This is a genomic window from Nonomuraea insulae (assembly GCF_042656245.1).
Map to the genome: position 1 here is coordinate 46,842 of NZ_JBHSPA010000098.1, position 22,325 is coordinate 69,166.

Sequence of the window (22,325 nt, forward strand, 5' to 3'; positions counted from 1 at the left end):
CATGAAGTAGACGGTAGCGAGTCCGTCAGCGAGTCTCGATCTATTTTCCTGTGATCCACACGATGCGGATGACCTCGTGGAGGACAAGAGCCGTGAGTGGCGTTCCCCAGTCACATCACCCAGGCGGCTCCGTCCGCCCTTGGGTCGCTGGCCGCGGCCAGCCCTTCCCGGGTCAGCCGGGCGGCCTGTACGTGGCCCGCGTCGTCATGGAGCGCGGGAAATTCGGCGACCGCGAGCCCGAGATCGAGGGCCGTGGCCCTCAGGACGCCGGCGTCGTGTACGCCTGGTTCGAGCACGAGGGACGGGACGTCGACCCCCAGGTCGCGTGCGCCGATCACCCAGCGGGGGCGTGCCAGGAGTGTGGTCAGGTCGCGGGCCTCGGCCACGTCTCCGGCCACCTGCGCCAGGATCCATGGCTGGGCCCGGCCTCCCTGGCAGCCCAGCGCCACCACATCGCCCTGGCTCGTACCGATGGCGGGGCAGAGGGTGTGCGGCGGCCTGGCTCCCGGGCGGGCCTCGCCGGGGTGACCGGGCACCAGGCTGAAGGCCGAGCCGCGGTTGTGCAGCACCACTCCGGTGGACGGCTCCAGCAGGCCGGACCCGAAGCTCTGGAACACGCTCTGGATCAGGGTGACCGCGCTGCCGTCCGCGGCCACGGCGGTGACCGCCACCGTGTCCCCGGCAGGTTTGGGGCCTTGGGGCAGGTCGTCCACCGCGCGGTCGGCGCGCAGCATCAGCCCGTCCAGGTCCACCGTGCCCGTCCTGGGATCGCCGAGCAGCGCGTCCCTGCGTGACTCCGCCGCCCGCGCCGCCGTCAGCAGCCCCCCGGCCGAGGTGAGTACGGCGAGCAGTGAGGCGCCCTGGCTCGGCGGAGGGGCCGCCCACCACGTCATGGCACCGGCCTCGCCACGCAGTGGCTCGCACACCTCGGCCCGGTGCCCGGCGAAGTCGCTCGCCCGCAGCGGGGAGCCCAGCTTTCGCAGGCCCTCCACCAGGCGTCGCGCGACCTCACCGGTGTAGAAGGAGCGCCAGTCCGCGGCCACCGACTCCAGGGTCGCGGCCAGGGCGGGCTGCCGGAGCGCGGCGCCGGCGGGCAACGGCTCTCCTGACGCGCCGATCAGCAGCGCGGACAGGCCCGGGTCGGCCTTGACGACGTCGAGCCTGGCCCGGGTCGCCCTGGCCAGGCCGTCACAGACGGGTACGCCATCGCGGGCGAGCGCCACCGCCGGGGCCAGCACCCGGTGCGGCGGCAACCGCCCGCCCAACCCGGCCAGCGCCGCCCAGCCCGCGACGACCCCGGGCACGGTCACGGTCAGCGGCCCGCCCGGCGGCATTCGCGGCCATTCACCGGGCGGGCCGGTGGCGGGGCGCGTCGACCCGGACACGCCGGAACGCAGGGCCTCGACGTCGAGGGCCTGGGCGGCGGCGCCTGCCGACAGCACGGCCCGCACCGTGCCGTCGGCGCTGCGAAACAGCGCCACCAGGTCGCCCCCTACCGAGCACTGATGCGGGTAGGCGACGGTCAGCGCCGCCGCCGCGGCCAGCGCCGCGTCCACCACCCCGCCCCCGTCCGCGACGACCGCCTGTGCCGCCGCCACCCCCGCCGGATGCGGCGCCGCGATGGCGATCCCGCCTCCGGCGGCATCGTCCCCGGCCAGTTGTGGTGCGGCGGCGCGCAGCGGGCGCATAGGCGGCAGGGCGGCCGGGTTTTCGCGGGGTGTGCGCATCGGTGTCAGCTCCGGTCGATGAGGATCGCCCGGGCGAACGAGCCGTCCGCGCCCACCAACTTGGCCGGCAGGCACACCAGCTCGTACACCCCCGCCCCCACCTGATCGAGATCCGCGTTCTCCAGAATCAGCACCCCCGCCTCCAGCAACGCATGGTGCGCGTCCCAGGTGTCGGTACGGCGGTGGCTCTCGATGGTCAGGTAGTCGATCCCCACCAGCTCCACCCCCTGCCCGACCAGCCAGGCGGCGGCCTCGGGCGAAAGCCCCACCCAGTGCGGCGCCCGCTCGGCCTCCTTCAGCGGCCCCGCCGAGTTGGAGGTCTTCAGCAGCACCCGCCGCTGCCCGGCCACGCCCGCCTCCGTCAGGTGGGCGACCTCGACGTCCCCGCGCACGTGCGTGAGGTCCACCACCACGACAGGCCCGACCAGGGTGTCGAGGGAGACCTGGTCGATGGGCGTGGCCCCGTCGACGAAATGGGCGGGCGCGTCCACATGGGTGCCGGTGTGGGCGCCGAGGAGCCAGCGGGTGACGTTCGAGGCGTCGCCGTTGGCCAGCGACTCCACGACGTGGACCTCGGGTTTGCGGCCCCAGTGCAACATCTCGGGGTGGATGGGCAGCGTGATGTCGTAGATCTTCACTGGGTGCCTCCAGGTCGGTGGGTGGGGTCGGGCCAGGGCTCGCGTACGGCGGCGGCCACGGCGCGCGCGGTCGTGAGCACGCATCGGCCGAACTCGGCCGCCCCGTGTTCCGCGCTCGCCTCGGCCACGTCGCGCCCCCACACGCCGGTCTCGCTGACCTGGTCCATCCGGTAGTCCCAGAAGGAGTCCACATCGACGTGTGAGGTCACCCGGTCCATGCGGACCAGCTCCGGATGGAGGTGCAGCATGACGGAGGTCTCGAAGTAGTTGGCGTGCATGAGGGCGCGGCCGTACCGTACGTGGCCGTCCACCTCGGGGCCGGGGTACATGGTGACGTACCCGAGAGCTCTGACCCGCGAGTCGCGGTGGCGTACGCGGAGCTTCTCGGCGGACACGTCGAGCGAGCCGTTGTTCCAGATGTGGCCGTTGAGCAGCACGAACTGGCGTACGCCCGAGGCGTGCAGTGAGTCGATGACGTCCTCGACGACGGCGATGAGCGTTTCCGGGCGCAGCGCGACCGTGCCGGCGAAGTCGCCGTGTGAGGCGGACACGCCGAAGGCGAGCGGCGGGACGACGGGCACGCCGGTCAGGGCGGAGACGCTGAGCGCGACCGCCTGGCAGATCAGCGTGTCCACGGCGAGCGGCAGGTGGGGGCCGTGCTGCTCGGTCGCGCCGACCGGGATGATCACCGCGTTCAGGTCCGCGGCGGTGTGACCGGCCTCCTGCCAGGTGAGTTCTTCCCAGAGCACCGGCGAGCCGGTGCCGCCGAGTTCGGCGGCGAGTGCGGGGACGTCCAGGCCGGTGGATGGTGTGGGGGTCACGTCATGTTCTCTCCTGTCGGTCACCACAGGCGGCGGGTCTTCTCGGGAAGCAGGTCGAGCGCGGGCATCGCGGTCACGGTCTCGCCCGCGGTGATCCAGACGGTGGCGTCGGGGCTGTAGTCGCTGATCAGCTCCCTGCACACGCCGCATGGCGCGATGATCCTGAACTGTCCGGCCGGTTTGATCTGCACGGAGACCACGCTGGTGACCAGGAGCGGCGCGTCCGGGTCGAGCCCGGCGCGCGCCGTGCCCAGCGCGACGCCCTCGGCGCAGATCGAGCTGCGCCGGCAGGAGCCCTCCACGTGAACCCCGGTGTAGACGGCGCCGTCGGCGGTGCGCAGGGCGGTGGCCACCTCATGGCGGCCCTGCTTCCACACCCGGCCGAGCAGCCGCTGCGCGAGCTCCAGAAGTTCCGCGTCCGGCGCGGGCATCCCGGCTGGCGGGGCGACGGGCAGGGTCACAGGGGGAGTCACGGGCGGGGCGGCGGGCCGCATCTCGGCGGCGCTCACGGGGCCAGCCCCAGCAGCCGGGCCATGTTGCCGCCCTCCACCAGCGCGCGGTCCTTCTCGTCCGGGATCGCTTTGGCGATCTTCATGCGTTCCAGGTCGAAGTCGGAGCCGGGCCATTCGCTGCCCATGAGGATCTTCTCGGGCCCGAGCCGGGCGTAGGCCCGCTTCACGTCGCTCATCAGCGTGGCGGAGGTCTCCAGGTAGACGTGTGGCCGGCGCTCGGCGACGATGATCGCCTCCGGTACGTTCCACACCGCCCCCATGTGGGCGATGATCGTCGGCACCTGGGGGTGGTCGCGGGCGATCTCCTCGATGGCCAGCGGCGCGCAGAAGGCGTCGTCCAAGGCGTTGATCAGCACCATCAGGCCGCGTCGCGCGCACGCCTCGAACACCGGGTCGAGCAGGCCGTGGTCGGCGACATGGTAGCCGTGCAGGCTCGGATGCAGCTTGAGACCGGGCAGCCCCGCGTCGGCGATCCTGTCGATCTCCTCGATGGCGTCGTCGGCCTGGGGCAGCACCTGGCCGAACCCGAAGAGGCGGTCCGGGTGCGCCTTGGTCAGCCCGATGATGAAGTCGTTCTCGACGCGCTGGGCGAGCGAGCAGACCATGGCCATGTCCACGCCGGCCGCGTCCATCCGGTCGAGGATCCGGCGCGGGTCGAACGGCGTGTACGGCGGCGGCTCCTCGCCTGGACGGGCCCCGGTGAGGTAGTCGGACCTGCCGCGCACGTCCTGGGTGGTGTTGTACGCGTCGATGATCAATGCTCGGCCTCTTTCACTAGATGGCAGCGGACGCTGCGCCCCGGCCCGATCTCGCGCAGCTCCGGCATGGAGGTACGGCATCGTTCCTCCACCAGCGGGCACCGGGTGCTGAAAAGGCATCCGCTGGGCGGATTCGCCGGGTCGGGAAGGTCCCCGTCGAGCGTGATCCGCCCGCCGCGGGGCCGCAGGGAAGGCACCGACGACAGCAGCGCCTGGCTGTAGGGGTGGGCGGGGGCGGCGAAGAAGTCGTCCCTGGCGGCGATCTCGATGATCTGCCCCAGGTACATGACCGCGACCCGGTCGGCGATGTGCCGTACGACGCCCAGGTCGTGGGAGATGAACAGCATGGTCAGCCCTCGTTCGCGGACGAGGTCGGACAGCAGGTTGATGACCTGGGCCTGGATCGACACGTCCAGCGCCGAGACGGGTTCGTCGGCCACGACGAAGCGGGGTGAGGAGGCCAGGGCACGGGCGATGCCGATCCGCTGCCGCTGGCCGCCGGAGAACTCCCCGGGCCTGCGCAGCCCGGCCTCGCCGCCCAGGCCGACCAGGTCGAGCAGCTCGCCGGCCGCCTCGGCCGCCTGCGCGCGGGTCGCGCCGCGGGCCCGCAGCAGCGGCTCGGCGACGATGTCGGCGACCCGCCGCCGCGGGTTCAGCGAGTCGAACGGATCCTGGAACACCATCTGCAGATCGGCCCTGGTACGCCGGAAGGCCCGTCCCCGCAGCCGGGTGATGTCCAGCCCGAGGAACTCGATCCGCCCGGCGGCCGGTTCGAGCACCCGCAGCAGCGCCCGGCCGAGAGTGGACTTGCCGCACCCGGACTCACCGACCAGTCCCAGCGTCTCACCCTCGAAGACCTCCAGGTCGACCTCCCGCAGCGCCCGGACCTTCCCGCCGGACCGCCCGGGGTACTCCACGCGCAGGCCCTCGGCCCGCACCAACGGCACACCCGTTATGATCGGCTCTCCTCGGCATGAGCGGCTTCCCCCGGCACGCCCCCGAGCGGCGACGAGGCTCGCGACGACGCCCGGGACGTGCCTCCAAGCCGCGCCGTCGTACGGGCGCGCTCGTCCAGGACGCAGGCGTCCAGGTGGCCGGGCCCGCCGAAGCGCCGAGTCAGGGCGGGCGGGTCGTCGCACGCGCCGTGCGCGAACGAGCACCTCGGCGCGAAGGCGCACCCGGGCGGCCGGTCGATCCCGGTCAGCGGGCTGCCGGGGATGGCGGGCAGGCGCGCCGCGATCGGCCCGTCGATGGGCGGCACCGAGGCCAGCAGCCCCATCGTGTACGGATGCTGCGGCGCGAACAGCACCTCCTCCCGCGTCCCCTGCTCGACGATCCGCCCCGCGTACATCACCGCCACCCGGTCCGCGATCTCGGCGACGACGCCCAGATCGTGGGTGATGAGGATGATCGACGTGCCGTGGTCGGCGCGCAGCCGTTCCAGCACCGCGAGGACCTGCGCCTGGATGGTCACGTCCAGCGCTGTCGTGGGCTCGTCGGCGATGAGCACGGCCGGGTCGTTGGCCAGCCCCATCGCGATCATCACCCGCTGCCGCATGCCGCCCGACAACTGGTGCGGGTAAGCCCGGGCGGTCTGGCGCGGGCCGGCGATGCCCACCTCGCCGAGCAGCTCGACCGACCGGTCCCAGGCCGCCGCGCGGGACACGTCGCGGTGCGCGCGGATCATCTCCGAGACCTGCGCGCCGGCCCGGTGCAGCGGGTTCAGTGCGGCCAGCGCGTCCTGGAAGACGACCGCGACCTCCTTGCCGCGCACCCGGCGCAGCCGCGACTCCGGCGCCTCGACGAGGTTCCCGCCGGGGTCGCCGCTGAGGGACACGTGGCCGCTGATGTGGGTACGCGGGCCCCGGTTGAGCCCCACCAGGCTCATCGACAACGCCGACTTGCCCGACCCGGACTCGCCGACCAGCGCGAGGATCTCCCCGCGGCGCAGCGTCATGTCCACCCCGGTGACGGCGGGCAGCCGGCCGCCGGGCACGTCGAACTCGACGCGCAGCCCGCGGACCTCCAGGACGACGTCGCTCACGGCGCCACCGCGGACACGGCCGCGGTGATGATGGCGGCGACCCGGTCGGGGTGGACGAGCGTCGTGTAGTGGCTGCCGGGCACTCGTTCGAGCGTCGCGCCCATCCGGTGGGCCATGTCGGCCTGGATCTCGGGGCGAAGCGTGCGGTCCTGCTCGGCCAGCAGGTACCAGCTCGGCAGCGTCCGCCACGCGGGCGCCCCGGTCGCCTGCTTGAAGATCAGGTCCTCGGCCGCACGCCCCTCGGCCTCGACGATCGAGCGTTGCTCCGGCGACAGGTCCCAGCCGATCTCCGCCCAGAAGTCCGGGCCGGGCTCGGACTTCCAGTCGCCGTTCGCGCCGCGCCGCATGTGTCTGGAGATCTCCGCGGGCTCGTAGCGCTCCACGATCCCGTTCACCGTCTCGCCCTCCTCGGGCGCGAAGGCCGCGATGTAGACCAGGGCGCGCACGCGAGGGTGGCGGCCGGCGTTGGTGATGACCGCGCCGCCGTAGGAGTGGCCGGCCAGCAGCACGGGCCCGGACGTGGCCTCGACCGCCGCGAGGGTGTTGGCGACGTCGTCGTCGAGCGAGGTCATGGGATTGGTCACCGTGATCACGTGGTGGCCCTGAGCGGCCAGGAGCGGCGCCACCGCGGACCAGGTGGTCGGGCGGCCTCCGGCCCCGTGTACCAGAACGATCTCCAAGGGGTCATCCTTTCCGAAGGCGCGGATCGAGGACCAGGTAGAACAGGTCCACCGCGACGTTGACCAGGGTGAAAAGCAGGGCGATGGCCAGGGCGGCGCCCTGCACGACCGGGTAGTCGCGCTGCAGCACGCCGCCGACCAGCAGGTTTCCGACCCCCGGGTACGAGAACACGGTCTCGGTGATCACCGAGCCGCCGAGCAGCGAGCCGAACTGCAGGCCCAGCACGGTCACGATGGGCAGCCAGGAGTTGCGGAGCACGTGCCGCCGCACCACCGCGCCCTCGGCCAGGCCCTTCATCCGCGCGGTCCTGACGAAGTCGTCGCCGAGCACCTCCAGCACCGAGGCCCGCACGATGCGGGTGATGAACCCGGCCATCGACAGCGCCAGCGTCGTCGCCGGCAGGATCAGGTGCTGCACCCACGGCCACACCAGCTCGGGCCGGTCCTGCAGGATGGCGTCGAGCAGCACGAAGTTCGTGGTCGGGTGATAGCCGAGCGAGCCCGGCAGCCGGCCGATGACCGGCAGCCAGCGCAGCCACACGCCGAACACCACGATGCCGAGCACGCCCAGCGCGAACCACGGCAGCGAGAAGCTCACCGTCGCGACCGTCCTGGCGGAGGCGTCGATCCAGGTGCCTCTGCGCAGCGCGGCGAGCACACCGCTGACCACGCCCAGCAGCACCGCGATGGCCATCGCGGCCAGGGTCAGCTCGATGGTGGCCGGCAGCGCGCCGCCCAGCAGGCCGGCGATGCCGTTGGAGCCGTAGAAGGACGAGCCCAGGTCGAGCCGCGCGAGATCGCCGAGGAAATGGGCGTACTGGGTCAGGATCGGTTCGTCGAGCCCGAGCGCCTGGCTGACGCGGGCCTCGTTGGCGGCCAGTTCCCGCGCCGACAGCGTCTGCGCCCCGCCGGCGGACAGCGCGGTCGCGGGGGAGCCGGGCAGCAGCCGCATCGCCAGGAACACCACCGTGCTCAGTGCGAGCAGCACCACCGGCACGGCCAGCAGCCTGCGTGCCACCTGGGCGAGCAGCGAGCCCCGCATCACGCGACCCCTCGCGGGTCGAGACCGTCGCGCAGGTCGTCGCCGGCGAAGTTGCAGGCCACGACGAGGACGAGGGTGAGCGCGGCGGGCAGCACCACCAGCCGCGGCGCGGTGAACAGGAACTCCTGCCCGGCCTGCACCATGTACCCCCAGTCGGGGGTCGGCGGCTGGATGCCCAGGCCGAGGTAGGACAGGCCGGCGGCGTACCCGGCGGCGACCGACAGGGTCATGACGACCTGCGCGAGCATCGGCCCGGCGATGTTCGGCAGGATCTCCTGCACCATGACGCGGGGCGTGCGGGTGCCGCCGAGCCGGGCGGCCACCACGTAGTCGCGGGCCGCCTCCCGCGCGGTGAGCGCCCTGGCCAGCCTGGCCAGGCCCGGCGCGAGCGACACGCCGATCGCGATCACCAGGCTCATGGTGCCAGGACCCGCCGCCGCGACGACCAGGATGACCAGCAGGATCGACGGGAACGCCAGCGCCAGGTCGACGACCCGCATCACGGCGCCCTCGGCCCTGCCGCCCGCGACCCCCGCGAGCAGACCGATCCCGGTGCCGAGCACGGAGGCCAGCGCGGTGGCGAGGAAGGCCACCGCCAGCAGCGGCCGGGCGCCGTGCACCAGCCTGGCCAGCTCATCGCGGCCCAGGTCGTCGGTGCCGAGCGGATGCCCGGGCGCGCCGATCGGCAGCAGTGCCTGGTTCGTCTGGCGTACGGGATCGGCGCCGACCAGGAGCGGCCCCAGCACCGCCACCAGCACGAGGACGGCCAGCCCGAGCCAGGGGATCGCGGCCGGCCAGGACCGCGCGAAGGCGCGTGCCCGCCAGCGCTCAGACACCGGCCTGCTCCATGAAGCAGCGGTGGTTGGACAGCGCCTTGACGTTCATGCCCTTCACCTGGGCGCCGCTGACGACCAGGTTGGTGGAGCAGGCGAGCATGGACAGCACCATGTACTCCTCGGCCCAGCGCCGCTGGATCTTGGAGTAGGCGGCGGTGCGCTCGGGGCCGTCGGGCAGGTTCTTGGCCTCGAACAGGTCGGCGGCGAACGCGTCGGCGCCGTCCAGGGTGTCCATGCCCGTGATGGTGCTCCCGTACAGGCCGGTCGGGGCGGCCATGGAGCCGACCATGTTGTCGGGGTCGGGGATGTAGGAGTTGCGCTCCCAGATCATCAGCTCGTGGAACTCGTCGTCCTTGTCGGCCAGGCGGGTGAAGTACGTGGACGGGTCCACCGAGTCGCTCTTGACCTTCAGGCCGATGTCGGAGAGGTTCTGCGCGACGATCTGCGCCGCCTTGGCGTGCCAGGTGTCGCTGGGCGCCATCAGCCGCACCTCGCGGCCCACCGCGCCGGCCTCCGCCAGGAGCCGCTTGGCGCCCTCCACGTCGTGCTTGCTGAGGTCGGCCAGGCTGGTGTCGTGGCCGTTCTGGGCGGGCGGGACGGCGTAGCCCGCTGGTTCGGCGCCCACGCCGAAGAACGCCTGCGCCACGATCGCCGCACGGTCCACGGCCAGGTTGATGGCCTGGCGCACCTTCAGCTCCGGGATGCGCCGCGCGTCGATCATCATGATCGCGTCGAAGCCGTACGGGATGTTCTGCACGGTGACGGAGTCGTCCTGCTTCATCTGGCCGACCGCCGAGTACGGCGTGAACTGCGTCGCCGACAGGTCCCCGCTGAGCAGCGAGCCGACGATGGTCGAGGGATCCTGGACCTGGCGCAGCACCAGCCGGTCGATGGGCGGCCTGCCCAGCCGGAAGCCGTCGAAGGCCTCCAGCGTGATCGACTGGCCGGCGGTGGCCGCGGAGTAGGTGAACGGGCCGGTGCCGACGAGGTTCTTGCCGATCTCGGCGCCGTGCTTGTCGAGTGCGGCCTTGGAGATGATCCGGCCCCCGATGTCGGACAGCCGGGCGAGCACGGTGCGGTCCGCCTTCTTCAGCACCATCTCGACCGTGCCCTCGTCCACGGCCTTCAGCGACTCGACGTTCGTGCCGACGCTGGCCAGCGGCCGGCTGGCCCCCTTGGGCAGCGTCTTGTCCTCGGGGTCGAACTGGCGGTTGAGGCTGGCCAGCACGTCGGCCGAGGTGAGCGTGGTGCCGTCGTGGAAGGTCACGCCCTTGCGCAGCGTGAAGGTGTAGGTGAGCTCGTCGTCGGAGATCTTCCAGCTCTCGGCCAGGTCGGGTGTGGGCTCGTTGGTCTCGAAGGAGATGAAGGTCAGGCCGCGGCAGACGCAGTCCACGGCCATCCAGTCGCCGATCGAGGTGTAGAAGGCGGGGTCGATGACCGCACTGGTGGCGTCGATGCCCAGGGTGAGCGTGCCGCCGGCCGCCGCGGCGGCGGGCTGCCCATCTGGCTGCCCGTCGGTGTTCTCGGCGGCGATGCCGCAGGCGCTGAGCAGCCCGGTCAGGCCGAAGCCGAGACCCGCGCCGCGCAGCAGGGTACGGCGCGACATGTCGGTGGCGCGGGGGACGGGGTTCTGCTGCATGGCGGCTGTCTCCTTCGCGTGGATCTCATTTGGGGGAAATTGGATCCAAACCCAATCGTCAAGGATTTCGGGGTCGGCTTTGTATCGGCAGGGTTACGGTCTGGTGTCCGAAATTCCGGGGATTTCGGGTGAACAGCAGTGGTCGCTGGTCGCGGCGGGATCGGGGATGTCCATGGCGGGGTTTCGGTCGAAGAAGCCGTCAGGCTCGAACACGAGCGTGAGCCGGTCGACCGGCATCACCGGCCACTGCTCGGGACGCGGGAAATGGTGCGTGCCCACGATCGGCCACAACACCATCTCCACGCCGTCGAGCGAGCGGTCCTGCCGCTGCCAGGCGTGCACGCCGTCCTGTCCTGGCTCGGCGTGGTTGGGGTACTGCCCGCCGGCGAAGTGCTCCCGCGGGTCGGATGGGGTGGCCCACAGGTGCTGGTGGATGAACGGCGCCCGCCTGGCCATCACCGAGCCCGGGCGGCCGAACGAGCGTGTCGTGCTGGGCAGGAGCAGGCGGTAGGCGGTCGGCTCGCCGTACCTGTTGGCGCGGGTGGCGCTCTCGACCCGCCAGCGCCGCGCGGTGGCGGGGTCGGTGCGGCGGGCCGCCTGCGACTCGCGCAGCAGCGGGGTGCGGACGTTGCGCACCGCGTTGCCGTACGGGTCCAGCTCCGGGTCCTGCTCGCCCTCGGCGTGCTCCTCGACCAGCCGGTTCAGCGGGCCGTCCACGGCCGTGTCCAGGCGGATGGCGAAGTAGTGCTGATGCGCGGGGGCCTGCACGTTCCGGCCGACCACGCGGCCGTAGCGGACCTGTTCGCCCTCCTCGATGCCCGCGACCGACAGGATGCCGGTGAGCTTGATCTCCAGCTCCACGCGGCCGTCCTGGTGGAGCGACCAGTAGAAGCCGTAGTCGTAGTTGGCCACGGTCTGGAAGTTGGAGATGATCAGGCGGCGTGAACGACGCACCTGGCTGACGTCGCGGCGCAGGTCGTTGTGCTTCCACAGGACGCCGTCGTCCTCCTCGTGCATGCAGACGGCCTGCGGGATGGTCCGGGGCGTGCCGTCGCCGCCGAGGTAGGCGGCGTCGAAGTAGTGGATGACGCCCAGGCAGTCGCAGCCCAGAGCCAGGGAGTTGGTCAGCGGGCCGGCGCCGTACTCGCCCCAGTCGAAGAAGTTCTTGCGGTACTGGGTGGGGTTGGAGTCCAGGTACGGGACGTACATCTCGTTGCAGGCGGCGCGCTTGAGCACCGGCCGGCCCATGAACTCGAGGTCGTACAGGACGAGCCCCTCCCGGTGCGTGAAGCCGACCCGGAAGCGCCACCCCTGCCAGGTGACCAGCCGGCCTTCCACCTCGAAGCTCGGCCCGTCGGGCTGCGTCACCTCCAGCGCCTTCAGCCCCGCACGGTCGGGGCCGAACCCGCCGGCCTCCAGCGGGCCCGCCTCCTCCGGCACCGTCGCCACGCCGTGGTCCTCGACCTCCAGGACCTCCATCGTGTGCATGTCGATGATCGGCACCACGCCCTGCACGGGCCGGGCGTAGCCGTTGTCGCCCTCGTGCGTGCGGTGCCAGACGGTGCCCCAGGTCAGCCGGCGGCCCTTGTACCTCTCGGGCTCGAAACCGCCCATCGACTCCGGGTCGATCATCACCAGGGACACGTCGTGGATGCCGCGCCTGGCCATCACCTCCTTGAACGCGGGGCTCTCCCTGCACGCCCGCGCCGCGGCCCTGGCCTCCTCGGAGGTGATGCCGGGGCGCCGCGGATCGACCTGACGCCAGTCGAGGCAGCGCGGCTCCTCGCCGAGCAGCACATCGATCTCCCAGGCGGTCCTCGTGTCGTGGTCCATCGCCACCAGGCCCACCTTGGCCTGGCCTTCCTTCCCTGGCGAACGTCTCGTCGAGGGTCGCGCCCCAGAAGCGGACGCGCTCGCCGAGCCGGTCGTCGGCGCGCGCGGCGGCGACGGCGGCCGCAAGCTCCGCCGGGCTCAGCGGGTCGAGCGGGTGGCGGCGATCGCTGCTCATGTGTCACTCCAGTCGATATCAAATGTGGGATCCCATGTGGGATAGAATGGATCCACATCAGGGCGGTCACAGTCCGAGCCGAAGCTCACGATCTTGCTATCGTTGGATCGCTTCCCAGGCCGGACACGGGCTTCCGCGACCTTCTCCACCCAGACGGAGGCACCATGGACACCCCTTCGGGCAGCGCTCTCGTCGATGAGACGGCCGCTGCCATCAGGGCCCGGATCATGTCCGGCGACATCCCGATCGGCGCGCAACTGCGCCAGGCCGAGCTGGCCAAGCTGCTCGGCGTCAGCCGCACCCCCGTCAGGGAGGCGCTGCGCCAGCTCCAGACCGGCGGGCTGATCGAGGTGGTGCCCAACCGCGGCGCCGTCGTGAGGGTGCCCTCTCCGTGGGAGGTGCGCGAGGCGTACGAAGTGCGCGCCGAACTGGAGGGGCTGGCCTGCCAGCGGGCGGTGCGCAGAATCACCGCCGACGTGCTCGCCGAGCTGCGGGCCGCCAACGAGACCATCCGCGAGCTGGGCCCCGCGCCGCGCACCGGCCTGGGACCCGCGCCGACCACCGTCGCCAACGACCGCTTCCACACCCTCATCCACGAGGTCGCCGGCAACGACCGCCTGGCCAGGGTGATCAAGGAGATCAACGAGGCGTTCCCCCGCAACGTGTCCGCCCTGGTGCTGCGCGACGACCCGCGCCACCGGGAGGACAACATCAGGGAGCACGAGCGCATCGTCGAGGCCATCGCCCAGGAGGACGCCGAGCGCGCCAGGCACGAGATGCAGGCGCACGTGATCAGCGCCGGCGAGCAGCTCGCCCGCTGGTACGAACGCCGCTCCGCCACCGTCTTCCACGGCTAGCCTCACCTTCGCACCGGCCCCATCGCCCCGGGATCGAGAAACTCCAGGTCCGGCCGCCGCCCGCCGGTGGCCAGATCCGCCAGGGCCGCGCCGATCGCGGGCCCGAACTTGAAGCCGTGCCCCGAGCAGGTGGCCGCCACCAGCACCTGCGGCCGCCCCGGCAGCGCGCCGACCGCGAACCTGTTGCCCGGCGCCATCGTGTACCGGCATACGATCTCCTCCTCGACGGGCCCGTCGGCGGCGGGCAGGAAGCGGCGGGCGAGGGAGAGCAGGGCCTGCCTCTCGCCCTCGGTGACCGGGTGCCGGGGCGAGCCGAGGTCGTCGGCGGGGCCGTGATCGAGCCCGATCTTGACGCCGGCGCCGCCGGAGGCGGGCAGGCCGTACAGCAGGCCCACGTCCGGCACGTCCACCGAGAACGGGCCCAGCCGAGGCGGCGACACCAGCTCCGGCCGGGACGCGCCGAGGTGCACGTTGACGATCCTGACCACCCGCAGCAGACCGGCGAACTCCGGCAGCAGCCCGGCGGTCCATGGCCCGGCGCACACGACCAGCCGGTCCGCGCGCAGCGTGCCGTCCCGGGTCTCGACCTTGACGCCGTCGCCGTCCGCTTCCCAGGCGCGGGCCGGGGTGCCGAAGCGCTGGTCCACGCCGTATGCCCGGCCCAGCTCCGCCAGGCAGAGCATCGCTCCGGAGGCGTCCACGACTCCGGCGGCCGGGTCGTACAGGGCCTCGAACCCGGGGCCGAGCGCGAGCCCGGGGAACAACGCGGCCGCCTCCTCGTGGCCCACCCGCCGGCAGTACGGGCCGCGCAGTCCGCCCGCGGCGCCGGCCGGGCGGGCGAAGAGCCCGCCCACCCGGGTGACGAGACTCTGGCCCGCCTCCTGCTCCAGGTCCGCCCACGCCTCGAACGCGCGGTCCACCAGGCCGTCCCACACCTGCGATGGGTAGGCCCGGCGGATCATGCGAGTGCGTCCGTGTGAGGAGCCCTCCACGTGACCGGCGGGGAAACGGTCCAGGTGGATCACGCGGGCGCCGCGGCGGGCGAGCTGCCAGGCCGCCGAGCTGCCGTGCACACCCGCGCCGACCACGATCACATCGGCTCGCTCACCCCCCGCCCTGATCACGGGGGCGGACGCACGGGCCGGACGGGTGGCGGACAGGTGCCCGAGCAGGGCGTCCACGTCCTCCTCGTCGTTGTACACGTGTACCGAGGCCCGTACCACGGCGGGCAGCCCGCGCCGCCCCAGGTCCCACTGCCCGTGCGCGGCCGGCACGCTCACCAGGTGAAACCCGGCCTCCCGCAGCTCCAGCGCGGTACGCGCGGGCTCCTGCCCCTCGCGCACGAACGTGACGATGCCGCAGCCCGCCCCCGCCGGGTCGGCGAGCCGGACGCCGGACAGGGCTTCGAGCCCGAGCCGCAACCGGGCGGCCAGTTCCCCGATGCGCTCCCTGATGCGGTCGACGCCCAGCTCCAGGGTCTCCGACAGCGCCGCCCCGAGCCCCAGCCGCAGCGCGTGCGCGGCCTCCCAGGTCTCGTAACGCCTGGCGCCGCTGTCCAGGTCGAAGCGCTGATCAGCCACCCACCGCGCCCCCCGTACGTCGGGGGCGGCCGGCCGCATGACCTCGCGCATGCGCGGGCTGACGTACAGAAAACCCGTGCCGCGCGGGCCGCGCAGGAACTTGCGGCCCGTCCCCACCACGACGTCGCAGCCGAGGGCGCCCACCTCGATGGGCAACTGACCGGCCGACTGCGTGGCGTCGAGCAGGACGGGCACACCGGCCGCGGCCGCCAGCGCGCCCACCTCGGCCACCGGCTCGACCAGCCCCGACGAGGTGGGGACGTGCGCCACCGTGACCAGCGCCGCTGGCGTGCGCAGCGCCCTTTCCAGCGCCTCCAGGTCCACCCGGCCCGCGTCGTCGGCGGGCAGCACCTCCACCCGCACGCCGCGCGAGCCGCGCAGTTCGAGCAGGTGCAGCGCAGAGCTGACGTAGCTGGAGGCGGAGGCCAGGATCCGGTCCCCGGGACCGAGCGGAAGCGCGGAGACCGCCCGCTGCCAGGCGACGGTGGCGCTCTCGACCAGGGCGACGTCGTCGGGCCGCGCGCCGAGCAGGGCGGCGGCCAGCCCGTACACGCCCTCGGTGCGCTCGCGGGCGGCCTCGGCGGCCTCGTACCCGCCGATGCGGGCCTCCAGCTTCAGGTGATCGATCACCGCGGCCAGGGTCGCGGTGCTGGGCAGCGCGGCGCCGGCGGCGTTGAAGTGCCGGGCGTGGCGCGTCCCCGGCGTGCGGGCCCGCAGCGCGGCGGGGTCGTGGGAGATGCTCATAGGGCGACGACGACCGCCTTGCGCTCGCAGTAGGAGTACAGGGCGTCATCGCCCAGGTCCCGGCCCAGTCCGGAGTCTCCGACGCCGCCGAACGACAACGCCGGGTCGAACACGTTGTAGGTGTTGACCCAGACCGTCCCCGCCCGCAGCCGAGCGGCCATCCGGTGCGCGCGTGACAACTCCCGCGTCCACACCCCCGCCGCCAGCCCGTACGCGGTGTCGTTGGCGATCGACACCGCCTCGTCCTCGTCCTCGAACGCGATCACCCCCGCCACCGGGCCGAAGATCTCCTCCCTGGCGATGCGCATGTCGTTGGTGACGTCCGTGAACAGCGTCGGCTCGACGAAGAAGCCCGGCCGGTCCGGCACACCGCCGCCGGCCGCGAGCGTGGCACCCTCGGCCACCCCCGCCTCGATGTAGGACAACACCCGCCGCCGCTGCTCCTCCGACACCAGCGGCCCGACCGTGACACCGCCCTCCAGCCCGTCGCCGAGCGGCACCTTCCGCGTCGCCTCGGCCAGTCGCTCCCGCATTTCGGGCAGGATCGAGCGCTGCACGAGCAGGCGGCTGCCCGCCGTGCACATCTGGCCGGAGTGGCCGAAGCAGGCGCGCATCGCGGTGAGCACCGCCGCGTCCAGATCGGCGTCCGCGAACACGATGTTGGGGCTCTTGCCGCCCAGCTCCAGCGTGAGCCGCTTGGTCGTGGGCGCGGCGGCGGCCATCACCAGCCTGCCCACCTCCGTCGAGCCGGTGAACGACACCTTCGCCACGCCGGGGTGCCGCGACAGCGCCGCGCCCACCTCGCCGTCGCCGGTCAGCACGTTCAGGACACCCGGCGGCAGGCCCGCCTCCGCGCAGAGCGCGGCCACGCGCAGAAGGGTCAGCGGCGTCTGCTCGGCCGGCTTGACGACCACGGAGCAGCCGGCCGCCAGCGCGGGCGCGAGCTTGAAGCAGGCCGTCATGATCGGGAAGTTCCACGGCAGGATGAGAGCGGCCACACCCACGGGCTCCAGCACCGTGTAGACGTGGTGGCCGGCCGCGTCGATGGGCACCACCGTGCCGGTCAGCCGGGTCGCGGCGCCCGCGAAGTGGCGGAACGTCCTGGCGCCCATCGCCGTGTCCGCGCGTGAGCGCTCGATCGGCTTGCCGTTGTCACGGGTCTCCAGCACCGCCAGCTCCTCGGCGTGCTCCTCCATGAGGTCGGCGATCCGCTGCAGGACGCGGGTGCGCTCGATCGGCGGCAGGCCGCTCCACCTGCGCTCGGCGTGCGCTCGCGCGGCCGCCGCCACGGCGGCGTCCACGTCCGGCGGCGTGGCCTGGGCCACGCTGGTGAGCACCTCGCCGGAGGCCGGGTCGAGCACGGGGAACGTCTCACGCTCTCCGGGGGCGATCCACTCGCCGTCGATGAGGAACGGTTCCTCGGTGTTCATCGGAGCCCCTTCTAGATCAGCTCGAAGTACTCGCGCTGCTCCCAGTCGGAGACGTGCGCGAGATAGCGGGCGAACTCGGCGCGTTTCAGCGCCGAGTACCAGGACACGACCTCCTCGCCCAGGTCCGCGGCGAACACGGGGTCGGCGTCGAGAGCGTCGAGCGCCTCGGCCAGCGACCGCGGCAGGCTCCCGGCCTTCGCGTCGTACGGGTCCTCCACGGGCGGCCCCGGATCCAGACGCCGTGCCAAGCCGTCCATGGCGCTGACGATCTGGGAGGCGATGTAGAGGTACGGGTTCGCGGCGGGCTCACCCGACCTGTTCTCCAGCCGGGTGCCGGTGGGCCCGCTCACCGCGCGTACCATCGCCCCCTTGTTGTCGGCGCCCCACACGACCCGGTCAGGGGCCAGGGAGAACGGCAGGTAACGCTTGTAGCCGTTCACCGTGGGGGTGGTGAAGACGGTGGCGGCGCGGGCGTGCTCCAGCAGCCCGCCGAGATACCGCCGCCCGATCGCGGACAGCCCGCCCTCCGCGGGGGAGGGGGCGTCGAAGACCGGGGCGCCCGTCGCGCGGTCGCGCAGGGACTGGTGCAGATGCCAGCCGGTCGAGGCCGCCTCCGCGCTCGCCGGCCGGGACATGAACGTCGCGTGGTACCCGTGCCGCCGGCAGATCTGGCGCACCGCGGAACGGGTCAGGACCACGTCGTCGGCAGCCTGGGCGGCGTCACGGGCGTGCAGGGTCAGCTCCAGCTGGTTGGGCCCGAACTCCAGCTCCAGCGAGCGCAGCGGCAGGTCGAGCCGGGTGAGCCCGTGGTGCAGCAGCTGCACCAGGTCATCGAGCCGGTCCAGCCCCTCCTCGTGCAGGAGCTGCGAGCCGCCGCTCACCGGCGACACCTCACGCGGCAGGCCGGGCGCGCCCGGCCTGCCCACCTGCCGCGCGCTCATGGCCTCCGCCGTACGGAACACGTGGAACTCCAGCTCCACACCGACCGTGAGGTCGTACCCGGCCACCGCGAGTGCCTCCACCCGGTTACGGAGCACGCCGCGCGTGCAGAACGGCACCGCCGCCCCGGAGGGAAAGCGCACGTCGCACAGGATCCAGCCGGTCCGCTCCGCCCACGGCAGCACCCGGAAGGTGGCCGGGTCGGGCACCAGCACCACGTCACCCGCGCCCGCGAACCCCGCCACGCCCAGACCCGGGTCGGCGGCGAAGACCGGGAAGACCGTCTTGCCCGAGGTGTCTTTGAGCAGCAGCGATGAGGGCGCGGTCACACCCGAGCGCAGGGCGGCGGGCACGGCGTCCCTGGTGAGGGTCTTGCCGCGGAGCACGCCGTGCTGGTCGGCGAAGGAGAAGCGGATCAGCTCCAGGCCCAGTTCGTCGATGACCCGGCGCATCTGACCGGCGGCGGCGTACTGATGCTCGCTCCAGAGGCCGTGCGCGGCGATGTAGCCGTCGCGGTCGGCGGCGAGCATCGGCCGGGCGCTCGCCCCCTGGCCTCCTTCGGCGACCGGCCGCGCATCGGCGCTACGCACGCGAGCCCGCCTGCGACCCAGGGCGGGGCGTCGTTCCCGCCGGCCGGCCGGAATCCGGCAGCGCGCCTGGCCGGGCCCAGGGGGAGCGGGCGCGGCGCTCGGCCTCGCGCTCCCGCCACGCCTGCTCCCACCCCTCCGCCGGGGTGACGGTGTCGATGGCGAGCGGTCCGGCCGGCTCGCGCGCCGCGGCCTCGTCCAGCGGCCGGCCCGGCAACGGGTTCCCGGCCTCGGCGGCGTCGATGGCCCGCAGCAGCAGCCGCCGGTTCGCGGTGACGGCCCGGTCGGAGACGCCCAGCCGTTCCACGGTCCTGTCCTGGATCGGCCCCATGCTCTCCACAGCCCACTGGTCATGGACGTTGATGTCCAGGCCCATGCCGGTGTAGGTCAGCTCGCGTTGCTCACGGGCGTCGAACCCCCAGCCGTTCGACCTGTTGCGCAGGGGCCGGTAGTCGGGCAGCGACACCTCGCCCAACCGCTGCCGCAGCAGCCGATCCTTGTCGGTGGGCTCGGCGAAGTCGTAGAGGATCATGTACCAGTAGTGGTTCTCGTCGTCGATCGGCACGTGCCACTGGCAGAACGCCTTGCTGTTGCCGAACGGCACGACGAACGCGTTCGGGAAGAGCAGGTTGGTGATCCGCACGTGCCGGAGCTCCTCGGTCAGGCGGCGCAGCGCGAACACCCGAAGCCCGTGCGTGTCGGCCTCGACCTCGATGTCCGGTCGGTGGCTGTCGCCCACGAGCTTGGACAGCTTCTGCCCGGTGCCCTCGACCTCCTCGCTGAACTGCTGCCCGTACGCCTCGCGCGGGTCCTCGCCGACGAAACGGTGCAGGTAGGAAACGTGGCTCGGATCGATGCCGCCCTCGAGTCCTTGCAGCCAGTTGCACTCCCACCAGCCCTTGAAGGCGAAGGTGTACGCGTCGGGCGCCAGGAAGCAGTCGTAGGCGGGCAACGGCGGCGGGTCGCCCGCACCCAGGTAGGCGAAGACGAGGCCGTTGCGCTCCTGGCACGGGTAGCTCGGAATGCGCACCTTCGAGGCGAACGAACTGTGCTCAGGTTCGGCGGGCTGCTCCAGGCAGCGGCCGTCGGCCCCGTACAGCCAGCCGTGGTAGAGGCAGCGCAACCCGCCGTCCTCGTGCCGGGCGAAGGCGAGATCCACGCCGCGGTGCGCGCAGTACCGGCCGACCAGCGCCCAGCCGCCGTCGTCCTTCCTGAACAGGACGAGGTCCTCGCCCATGATCCGGACGGGCTTGACCGGGCGGTCCGCGGCCATCTCGGAGACCAGCGCGACGGGCTGCCAGTAGGACCGCAGCAGCCCGCCGAGGGGAGTGCCAGGACCTGACCGCGTGACGCGCTCGTTGTCCTCGCGCTTCAACATGGCATCTCCTCACAAGCGCATCCGATTTGCTCAACTTTGGATCCAATGCTGGCACAGGTTCACCCCAAATGAAATATTTCGGACAACAAAAAGGGGCTCACCGTCGCGTGAGCCCTTCGGTGATGAACCACGCCGACACGTCGCGCTCAGTCGATCACCCGTATCTGCTCCTCGCGTCGTGGTCCGGCCCCCGGCAGCGGCCGGAGCGTCCAGCATCCTCAGCGAAGGCCGGTGCGTCGCAGCCAGGAGTCGATTGCGGCTCGTGCGCCGGCGACTTCCTCGCCGCGCACAGCGAGGCCCTGCCCGATGGTCGCGCCCGGACATGAGGCGGCGTAGTCGACGCCGAGGAACTCATGTCCCATGGGGCGGCCGGTCCCGGTGGCGGGCATGGACGCGTACGGCCACAGGTCGCTGCCGCACACGCAGGACAGCACGATCCGGACGATCGCATCAGCAGGCTGCTGAATCTTCGGATCGGGCCGATTCTCGACGCGGACGTCGCCGGCGCCGTACATCACGGTTGCACGCATGAAGTACTCCTCGATACCAGTGGAGTCAGCGCTCCATCATCCGCAGGCCCGCTTCGGGGTGGGTGTCACCCGCGGCCGGAGGAAGGCTGGAGAGCTTGTCGATCTGCTGGGTGGTCAACTGGACGCCGTCGGCGGCGGTGTTCTCCTCGACGCGGCTGACGCGCTTGGTGCCGGGGATGGGGGCGATGTCGTCGCCCTGGGCCAGCAGCCAGGCCAGAGCGACCTGGGCCGGAGTGGCGTCCGCCTCGGCGGCGACGGTCGCGACCTCGTCGGCGAGGCGCAGGTTGTGCTGGAAGTTCTCGCCGGTGAAACGCGGGTTGCCGTGCCGGAAGTCGCCCTCTTTGAAGCCGTCGGCAGAGCGGATCTTCCCGGTCAGGAAGCCGCGCCCCAGCGGCGCGAACGGCACCAGGCCGATGCGCAGCTCGCGCAGCAGCGGCAGCACCCGCTCCTCCAGCCCCCGGGTCCACAGCGAGTACTCCGACTGCACGGCGGCGACCGGGTGCACCGCGTGAGCGCGGCGGATGGTCTCCGGGCCGGCTTCGGACAGGCCGATGTGGCGGACCTTGCCCTCGGCGACCAGCTCGGCCAGGGCGCCGACGGTCTCCTCGATGGGCGTGTCCGGGTCGACCCGGTGCTGGTAATACAGGTCGATGTGGTCGGTTTCGAGGCGCTTGAGTGAGCCTTCGACGGCGGTGCGGATGCTGGCCGGACTGCTGTCGCGGTTGCCAGGGCCGCGGCCGGTGTGCGAGATCATGCCGAACTTGGTGGCCAGCACGACCTGGTCGCGGCGGCCCCTGAGAGCCCGGCCGAGGAGGTCCTCGTTGGCGTACGGGCCATAGACCTCGGCGGTGTCGAGGAAGGTGACGCCCAGCTCCAGGGCACGGTGGATGGTGCGGATGGACTCGGCCTCGTCGGTGCCGGAGTCGGTGTAGCCGTGGGACATGCCCATGGCGCCCAGACCGATGCGGGAGACCTCCAGGTCGCCCAGCATGATGTGCCTCATCAGGTTTTCTCCGTTCCAATGTCTTTCATGTGCTCTGAGTGGTAGCAGGAGCGCCGCCATCGGGCATACGGGTCGCTACGGATATCCACCTTCGCGTCGTCCCCGCTCCGGTGCCAGGGCGTGATGTTCGGGGGTAATGACACGGCCCCCCACCTGGCCACCGAGCACGCCGGCACGAGTGTGAAACTGAAGGCATGGCACACCAGCGCACTCCCAGCGGCACTGACACGGAGCTGGGCCGGTTCCTGCGCGCCCGCCGTACGCAGACCAGTCCCGAGCAGGTGGGCCTCACCATCGGTCCCGGCCTGCGCCGGACCCCTGGGCTGCGCAGGGAAGAGCTGGCCACCCTGTCCGGGATCAGCATCGACTACTACGTGCGTCTGGAACGGGGCAAGGAGACCCGGCCCAGCCCGTCGGTGATCGACGCCCTCGCGCGTGCCCTTCAGCTCGACGACGAGGAGCATCAGCACCTGCGCGAGCTGGCCGCCCGCGCCGCCCGCTACGCCTCCGAGCCACCGCCGCCGCCCAGCCGCACCGTGCGCCCCCACCTGAAGCTGCTGCTGGAGACGATG

General features: G+C 72.3%; 20 protein-coding genes. 2 read left to right on the plus strand and 18 right to left on the minus strand.

The features are described from left to right. Positions 1 to 110 precede the first annotated feature (110 nt). From ACFPZ3_RS59450 to ACFPZ3_RS59505, 12 genes are all read right to left on the minus strand, one after another. Positions 111 to 1,727: a gamma-glutamyltransferase gene (locus tag ACFPZ3_RS59450; protein WP_379523308.1), complete on the minus strand. Its 1,617-nt coding sequence runs from the start codon at positions 1,725 to 1,727 to the stop codon at positions 111 to 113. Between the two features lie 5 nt (positions 1,728 to 1,732). Further along, positions 1,733 to 2,365 carry a cyclase family protein gene (locus tag ACFPZ3_RS59455; protein ID WP_379523309.1) on the minus strand — a complete coding sequence of 211 codons (633 nt, stop codon included), beginning with the start codon at positions 2,363 to 2,365 and terminating at the stop codon, positions 1,733 to 1,735. Beyond that, positions 2,362 to 3,186 carry a creatininase family protein gene (locus ACFPZ3_RS59460; protein WP_379523310.1) on the minus strand — a complete coding sequence of 275 codons (825 nt, stop codon included), beginning with the start codon at positions 3,184 to 3,186 and terminating at the stop codon, positions 2,362 to 2,364. The genes ACFPZ3_RS59455 and ACFPZ3_RS59460 overlap by 4 nt, the downstream gene beginning before the upstream one ends. A gap of 20 nt (positions 3,187 to 3,206) precedes the next feature. After that, positions 3,207 to 3,695: a cytidine/deoxycytidylate deaminase family protein gene (locus ACFPZ3_RS59465; RefSeq protein WP_379523311.1), complete on the minus strand. Its 489-nt coding sequence runs from the start codon at positions 3,693 to 3,695 to the stop codon at positions 3,207 to 3,209. Then, entirely contained in the window at positions 3,692 to 4,456 is a 765-nt protein-coding gene (locus ACFPZ3_RS59470; protein WP_379523312.1) for an amidohydrolase family protein, read from the minus strand. The genes ACFPZ3_RS59465 and ACFPZ3_RS59470 overlap by 4 nt, the downstream gene beginning before the upstream one ends. Beyond that, entirely contained in the window at positions 4,453 to 5,403 is a 951-nt protein-coding gene (locus ACFPZ3_RS59475; protein WP_379523313.1) for an ABC transporter ATP-binding protein, read from the minus strand. Before ACFPZ3_RS59475 ends, ACFPZ3_RS59470 begins: the two co-directional genes overlap by 4 nt. Positions 5,404 to 5,408: 5 nt before the next feature. Beyond that, a complete protein-coding gene (locus ACFPZ3_RS59480) occupies positions 5,409 to 6,500 on the minus strand; it encodes an ABC transporter ATP-binding protein (protein ID WP_379523314.1) in 1,092 nt (363 codons plus the stop codon). Then, a complete protein-coding gene (locus ACFPZ3_RS59485; RefSeq protein WP_379523315.1) occupies positions 6,497 to 7,180 on the minus strand; it encodes an alpha/beta fold hydrolase in 684 nt (227 codons plus the stop codon). Before ACFPZ3_RS59485 ends, ACFPZ3_RS59480 begins: the two co-directional genes overlap by 4 nt. Positions 7,181 to 7,184: 4 nt before the next feature. After that, positions 7,185 to 8,222 (minus strand): ABC transporter permease, encoded by a 1,038-nt coding sequence (locus ACFPZ3_RS59490; protein WP_379523316.1) that lies wholly within the window; start codon positions 8,220 to 8,222, stop codon positions 7,185 to 7,187. Further along, entirely contained in the window at positions 8,222 to 9,058 is an 837-nt protein-coding gene (locus ACFPZ3_RS59495; protein ID WP_379523317.1) for an ABC transporter permease, read from the minus strand. Before ACFPZ3_RS59495 ends, ACFPZ3_RS59490 begins: the two co-directional genes overlap by 1 nt. Then, on the minus strand, positions 9,051 to 10,697 hold the full coding sequence (locus ACFPZ3_RS59500) for an ABC transporter substrate-binding protein (protein ID WP_379523318.1): 1,647 nt from the start codon (positions 10,695 to 10,697) through the stop codon (positions 9,051 to 9,053). Before ACFPZ3_RS59500 ends, ACFPZ3_RS59495 begins: the two co-directional genes overlap by 8 nt. A 93-nt stretch (positions 10,698 to 10,790) precedes the next feature. After that, a complete protein-coding gene (locus ACFPZ3_RS59505; RefSeq protein WP_379523319.1) occupies positions 10,791 to 12,656 on the minus strand; it encodes a primary-amine oxidase in 1,866 nt (621 codons plus the stop codon). Positions 12,657 to 12,869: 213 nt separating this feature from the next. On the opposite strand from ACFPZ3_RS59505, the gene ACFPZ3_RS59510 reads away from it, so the two are divergent. Beyond that, positions 12,870 to 13,562: a GntR family transcriptional regulator gene (locus ACFPZ3_RS59510; protein WP_379523320.1), complete on the plus strand. Its 693-nt coding sequence runs from the start codon at positions 12,870 to 12,872 to the stop codon at positions 13,560 to 13,562. Between the two features lie 2 nt (positions 13,563 to 13,564). Here ACFPZ3_RS59510 and solA read toward each other — a convergent pair whose 3' ends face one another. The 6 genes from solA to ACFPZ3_RS59540 form a co-directional block, all read right to left on the minus strand. Next, the gene (gene solA / locus ACFPZ3_RS59515; protein WP_379523321.1) at positions 13,565 to 15,886 is read right to left on the minus strand and encodes an N-methyl-L-tryptophan oxidase; all 2,322 of its coding nucleotides are present in this window, start codon (positions 15,884 to 15,886) and stop codon (positions 13,565 to 13,567) included. Next, positions 15,883 to 17,316: an aldehyde dehydrogenase family protein gene (locus tag ACFPZ3_RS59520; RefSeq protein WP_379523322.1), complete on the minus strand. Its 1,434-nt coding sequence runs from the start codon at positions 17,314 to 17,316 to the stop codon at positions 15,883 to 15,885. The genes solA and ACFPZ3_RS59520 overlap by 4 nt, the downstream gene beginning before the upstream one ends. A gap of 11 nt (positions 17,317 to 17,327) precedes the next feature. Then, positions 17,328 to 18,845: a glutamine synthetase family protein gene (locus tag ACFPZ3_RS59525; protein WP_379523323.1), complete on the minus strand. Its 1,518-nt coding sequence runs from the start codon at positions 18,843 to 18,845 to the stop codon at positions 17,328 to 17,330. Further along, positions 18,838 to 20,220: a Rieske 2Fe-2S domain-containing protein gene (locus tag ACFPZ3_RS59530; RefSeq protein ID WP_379523324.1), complete on the minus strand. Its 1,383-nt coding sequence runs from the start codon at positions 20,218 to 20,220 to the stop codon at positions 18,838 to 18,840. The genes ACFPZ3_RS59525 and ACFPZ3_RS59530 overlap by 8 nt, the downstream gene beginning before the upstream one ends. 218 nt (positions 20,221 to 20,438) lie before the next feature. Continuing rightward, entirely contained in the window at positions 20,439 to 20,750 is a 312-nt protein-coding gene (locus ACFPZ3_RS59535) for a hypothetical protein (protein WP_379523325.1), read from the minus strand. A gap of 25 nt (positions 20,751 to 20,775) precedes the next feature. After that, positions 20,776 to 21,753, minus strand: a complete 978-nt coding sequence (locus ACFPZ3_RS59540; RefSeq protein WP_379523326.1) for an aldo/keto reductase — start codon at positions 21,751 to 21,753, stop codon at positions 20,776 to 20,778. 194 nt (positions 21,754 to 21,947) lie between these two features. On the opposite strand from ACFPZ3_RS59540, the gene ACFPZ3_RS59545 reads away from it, so the two are divergent. After that, the coding region (locus tag ACFPZ3_RS59545; RefSeq protein WP_379523327.1) for a helix-turn-helix domain-containing protein at positions 21,948 to 22,325 on the plus strand (378 nt) is incomplete at its 3' end.

What these genes read in the sequence shown, in the direction of transcription:
- ACFPZ3_RS59450 (WP_379523308.1), bottom strand. Translation starts at nt 1,727, where the DNA reads ATGCGCACACCCCGCGAAAACCCGGCCGCCCTGCCGCCTATGCGCCCG.
- ACFPZ3_RS59490 (WP_379523316.1), bottom strand. Translation starts at nt 8,222, where the DNA reads ATGCGGGGCTCGCTGCTCGCCCAGGTGGCACGCAGGCTGCTGGCCGTG.
- ACFPZ3_RS59500 (WP_379523318.1), bottom strand. Translation starts at nt 10,697, where the DNA reads ATGCAGCAGAACCCCGTCCCCCGCGCCACCGACATGTCGCGCCGTACC.
- ACFPZ3_RS59510 (WP_379523320.1), top strand. Translation starts at nt 12,870, where the DNA reads ATGGACACCCCTTCGGGCAGCGCTCTCGTCGATGAGACGGCCGCTGCC.
- solA (WP_379523321.1), bottom strand. Translation starts at nt 15,886, where the DNA reads ATGAGCATCTCCCACGACCCCGCCGCGCTGCGGGCCCGCACGCCGGGG.
- ACFPZ3_RS59520 (WP_379523322.1), bottom strand. Translation starts at nt 17,316, where the DNA reads ATGAACACCGAGGAACCGTTCCTCATCGACGGCGAGTGGATCGCCCCC.
- ACFPZ3_RS59530 (WP_379523324.1), bottom strand. Translation starts at nt 20,220, where the DNA reads ATGTTGAAGCGCGAGGACAACGAGCGCGTCACGCGGTCAGGTCCTGGC.
- ACFPZ3_RS59535 (WP_379523325.1), bottom strand. Translation starts at nt 20,750, where the DNA reads ATGCGTGCAACCGTGATGTACGGCGCCGGCGACGTCCGCGTCGAGAAT.
- ACFPZ3_RS59540 (WP_379523326.1), bottom strand. Translation starts at nt 21,753, where the DNA reads ATGAGGCACATCATGCTGGGCGACCTGGAGGTCTCCCGCATCGGTCTG.